Source organism: Methylobacterium tarhaniae (assembly GCF_001043955.1).
In the GTDB taxonomy this organism is placed as follows: domain Bacteria; phylum Pseudomonadota; class Alphaproteobacteria; order Rhizobiales; family Beijerinckiaceae; genus Methylobacterium; species Methylobacterium tarhaniae.
In genome coordinates this window covers 1-4,211 of sequence record NZ_LABZ01000304.1, presented here as the reverse complement: position 1 = coordinate 4,211, position 4,211 = coordinate 1, and the positions used below count along the sequence as shown (strand labels likewise).

Sequence of the window (4,211 nt, the reverse complement as noted above, 5' to 3'; positions counted from 1 at the left end):
TCGTCGGTGGCGACGAGACCGTGGCCGACCTCGAGCATCAGGCGCCAGTCGTCGGCCCGGTGCGGCCAGCGCACCTCGCCCGAGAGCCCGTGCGCCGCCTCGATGTCGGATTCGGTCATGGGGCGGATCGTCATCGCGGTGGTGTCCGCCGGGGCCGTGGCCGGGTACGTCATCGAGCCGGGTTTCCGTATGAGGTGGACGAGTCGGGGGCGTCCGGACGGAGGAAAGCGCTCAGAGGCCGCCCATGTGGAGCGATTTCAGCTCCAGATATTCGTCGATGCCGTAGGCTGAGCCCTCGCGGCCGAGCCCGGACTGCTTGACGCCGCCGAAGGGTGCCGCCTCCATCGAGACCGTGCCGGTATTGAGCCCGACCATGCCGAATTCCAGCGCCTCGCCGACCCGCCAGGCCCGGCGGATGTCGGAGGTGTAGAAGTACGAGGCGAGGCCGAACGGCGTCGCGTTGGCGATCGCGACCGCGTCCTCCTCGCGGGAGAAGCGCATCAGCGGAGCGAGCGGCCCGAAGGTCTCCTCGACGGCGAGACGCATGCCCGTATCGGCCCCGGTCAGCACCAGCGGCGGCACGAAGCGGCCGCGCATGGCGTCCCGATCGCCCGACACCAGACGGGCGCCGTTGGCGAGCGCGTCGTCGAGATGGGCGGTCACCTTGGCGGCGGCTGCATCGTTGATCAGCGGTCCGACGGTGACGCCGGGGGTGAAGCCGTTGCCGAGGGTGAGCGTGGCGGCGGCTTCCGCGAGGCGCGCGGCGAAGCGGTCGTGGATGCCGTCCTGTACCAGGATGCGGTTGGCGCAGACGCAGGTCTGGCCGGCATTGCGGAACTTCGACGCCATCACGCCGGCGACCGCCTGGTCGAGATCGGCGTCGTCGAACACGATGAACGGCGCGTTGCCGCCGAGCTCCAGGCTCAGCCGCTTGATGGTCGGGGCCGACTGCGCCATCAGCAGCCGCCCGACCGCGGTCGAGCCGGTGAAGGACAGCTTGCGCACGGTCTCGCTGCCGGTCATCTCGGCGCCGATCGGCGCGGCCTGGCCGGTGACGACGCTGAACACGCCCTTCGGCACCCCGGCCCGCTCGGCCAGCACCGCGAGTGCCAGGGCCGAGAACGGCGTCAGGTCGGCGGGCTTGACCACGATCGGGCAGCCGGCGGCGAAGGCCGGCGCCACCTTGCGGGTGATCATCGCGATCGGGAAGTTCCACGGCGTGATCGCCGCGCAGACGCCGACCGGCTCCTTGAGCACCAGCACCCGGCGATCGCCGACCGGCGCGGTGAACACGTCGCCGGTGATGCGGCGTGCCTCCTCGGCGAACCACTTCACGAAGCTCGCCCCGTAGGCGACCTCGCCGCGGGCCTCCGCCAGCGGCTTGCCCTGCTCGGCGGTCATGATCGCCGCCAGGTCGTCGGCATTCTCGAGGATCAGGGCGTTCCAGCGCTCGAGGATCGCGGCCCGTTCCGCCGGCGGCGTGCGGCGCCAGGCCGGAAAAGCGGCCTGCGCCGCCATGATCGCCGCCCGGGTCTCCGTCCCGCCGCAATCCGGTACGGTGCCGAGGGTCTCTCCCGTCGCCGGGTCGGTCACGGCTAAGCTGCCGCCGGATTCCGCATCGCGCCACTCTCCGGCGATGAAGGCCTGGAAGCGCAGGAGCGCGGGGTCTCGCAGGCGGTCCTTGGTGAACATGGGTCGTCCTCGGGGCGTCAGGTCAGGGGTGGATCGGGACGCGCCGCCCTCGATCCCCGATCGTCCGGTCTCCGCGACCCCGCCGGGGCCGGATCGTGGAGGCCGGACGGATCACGGCATGGATGCGGCGCCCGCCCTCACAGGCCGAGCAGGCCCGGCAGGCCGCGAATGTCCTTGATCTCATGGTAGCCGTAATAGGGGTTGGCCGGCTCGTGGCCGCGATTGACCCACACCTTGTTGGTGATGCGCAGGTCGTGCGCGGTCATCAGGTCGTAGCGGAAGCTCGACGAGCAGTGCAGCACGTCCTCGGGGCCGCAGCCGAGCTGGTCGAACATGTACTCGAAGGCCTGCATGCGCGGCTTGTAGGCCTGGGCCTCTTCCGCGGTGTAGGCGGCGTGGAACGGCGCGCCGAGCTTGGCGACGGAATGCGGGATCAGGTCCTTCATCGAGTTCGACAGGATCACCAGAGGGAATTCCTTGGCAACCTTGGCCAGTCCCTCGACCACGTCCGGATGCGGGCCCCAGGTCGGCACCGCAGCGTAGACCGCGTCGGCGTCGCTGTCGCGGTACTCGATGCCGTTGAGCGTGCAGGTGCGGATGAGCGCGTTGGCGACCACGTCCTTGTAGGGCTTCCACGGGCCCAGCACCTCGTCGAGGCGGTAGGCGGAGAAATCGTCCACGAAGGCGTCCATCCGCTCCGCCGACACCCGGTCGGCGTAGAGGCGGCGGGCGACCGGCGCCATCTCGAAATAGATCAGCGTGCCGTAGCAATCGAAGGTGATGTATTTAGGGGTGAGGCGGACCATCGGGATCTCCCTGCAGTGTTCGGCCGTTAGGAAACACTACGGCGTGGGGACGGTCGCGGAACGCCGTTGTGCCGGCCTTCGAGGGCGCGATCCTGCGCTTTCATCCCCGTCTCACGGCAGGTCATGCCGGAGGGCGCGGTTCGGTGCCGCGGCTGGCGCGCGGGCCGCGATTCCCGGACGGCGCGCGCCGCAGCAGCCTCTGCTGCCAAGGGCTGACGTCTCGCGGCGATTCGGCCTGCGGCCCGCGCGGCATTCCGCGTCTTCCACGCATCGCGCGCGGGTAACGTTGCGCCGATCGGCGCGGCCGTCCCGATGGTCGGGGCGCACCGCCGACCTCGCTCCGTCCCGCTCCACGCGCTCCGAGGCCTTCATGACCACGCCCCTCATCGCCTACAAGTCGGATCCGGTCCGCGGCGCCGTCTGGCACGACATCTTCGCCCGGGAGGCCCCGGACCTGCGCCTCGTCGACTGGACGCCCGAGGGTGAGGCGGCGCAGGCGCCCTACCTCGTCGCCTGGACTCCGCCGCCGGACCTCGCCCGCGCGATGCCGCGGCTGGAAGCCCTGTTCTGCATCGGCGCCGGCATCGACCACTTGCCCGTCCACGACTTGCCGCACACGGTGCAGGTGGTGCGGATGGTCGATCCGAACCTCACCGCCTCGATGGTCGAGTACGTGGTCATGGCGGTGCTGGCGCTCCACCGCGACCTGCCCTTCTATCGGACCGAGCAGGCCGCCGGGCGCTGGACCCCGAAGCCGGTGCGGCCGGCGGCGGACCGGCGGGTCGGCATCATGGGCCTCGGCGTGCTCGGCCAGGCGGCGGCGCGGGCCGTGACCGGGTTCGGCTTCCCGGTCCGCGGCTGGAGTGCCTCGCCGAAGACGCTCGACGGGATCGAGACCTTCGCGGGCGAGGATCAACTCGGCGCCTTCCTGTCCGGCACCGACATCCTGGTCTGCCTGCTGCCGCTCACCCCGGCGACGCGGGGCCTCCTGAACCGCGACCTCTTCGCCCGCCTCCCCGCAGGCGCCGGCCTGGTGAATGCCGGTCGCGGCGGCCACCTGGAGGAGGGCGACCTGCTCGCGGCCCTCGACGGCGGCCGGCTCTCGGGCGCCGTCCTCGACGTGCTGGCAACGGAACCGCCGGCGGCCGACCACCCGCTCCTCGCGCATCCCCTGATCATGGCGACGCCGCACGTGGCGAGCGCGACCCAGCCGGCAGGCGCCGCCCGCCAGGTGATCCGGGGCGTACGCGCCCATCTGCGCGGCGAGCCGATCCCGCACGCCGTCGACCGCGCACACGGATATTGATGCGCTCCGCGTGAAAGCGGTGGCGACCTACCCAGCTCAAGCATGCTGACAGCCGGGGCCGGGCAGTCCCCCTGCCCTCCCCCCCCTCGGCGCGTCCGAAAGCCTTCGGGTTCCGCCCGTGTTGACAGGCGAGCCGGCTACCCTTAGACAGCCGCTCACCGACGGGGCGCCGAGCAAACGGCCTGCCTCGCAGGACTTCCCGAGAGACGATGAAGCAAGGGCCAGGGCAACCCGGCGCGGCTTTCCGTTCTCTCAGGCATGAGATCTGGCTCCAGCCCGATCGGCTCTTTGACAAGTTCATCTGAGAAAGAGAAGCGTGGACGGCGTCGTCCCTGCGGGTCGGTTTCTTCGAAGCCGGTCGTGAGTAGGATGATGCTGGTCTGACGTTTCGGTGCTCACACGATCGT

General features: G+C 70.8%; 3 protein-coding genes. 1 reads left to right on the top strand and 2 read right to left on the bottom strand.

The features are described from left to right. Nucleotides 1-231: 231 nt before the first annotated feature. Nucleotides 232-1,692, bottom strand: a complete 1,461-nt coding sequence (locus VQ03_RS29240) for an NAD-dependent succinate-semialdehyde dehydrogenase (protein WP_048454444.1) — start codon at nucleotides 1,690-1,692, stop codon at nucleotides 232-234. A 137-nt stretch (nucleotides 1,693-1,829) separates the two neighbouring features. Next, a complete protein-coding gene (locus VQ03_RS29235; RefSeq protein ID WP_048454443.1) occupies nucleotides 1,830-2,498 on the bottom strand; it encodes a haloacid dehalogenase type II in 669 nt (222 codons plus the stop codon). A 370-nt stretch (nucleotides 2,499-2,868) separates the two neighbouring features. Here VQ03_RS29235 and VQ03_RS29230 point away from each other — a divergent pair, with 370 nt between their 5' ends. Further along, on the top strand, nucleotides 2,869-3,804 hold the full coding sequence (locus VQ03_RS29230; protein WP_048454442.1) for a 2-hydroxyacid dehydrogenase: 936 nt from the start codon (nucleotides 2,869-2,871) through the stop codon (nucleotides 3,802-3,804). The last annotated feature ends 407 nt before the right edge of the window (nucleotides 3,805-4,211 follow it).

Bases quoted from the DNA above. Each gene is read 5' to 3' on its own strand.
- VQ03_RS29240 (WP_048454444.1), bottom strand. From the start codon at position 1,692: ATGTTCACCAAGGACCGCCTGCGAGACCCCGCGCTCCTGCGCTTCCAG.
- VQ03_RS29235 (WP_048454443.1), bottom strand. From the start codon at position 2,498: ATGGTCCGCCTCACCCCTAAATACATCACCTTCGATTGCTACGGCACG.
- VQ03_RS29230 (WP_048454442.1), top strand. From the start codon at position 2,869: ATGACCACGCCCCTCATCGCCTACAAGTCGGATCCGGTCCGCGGCGCC.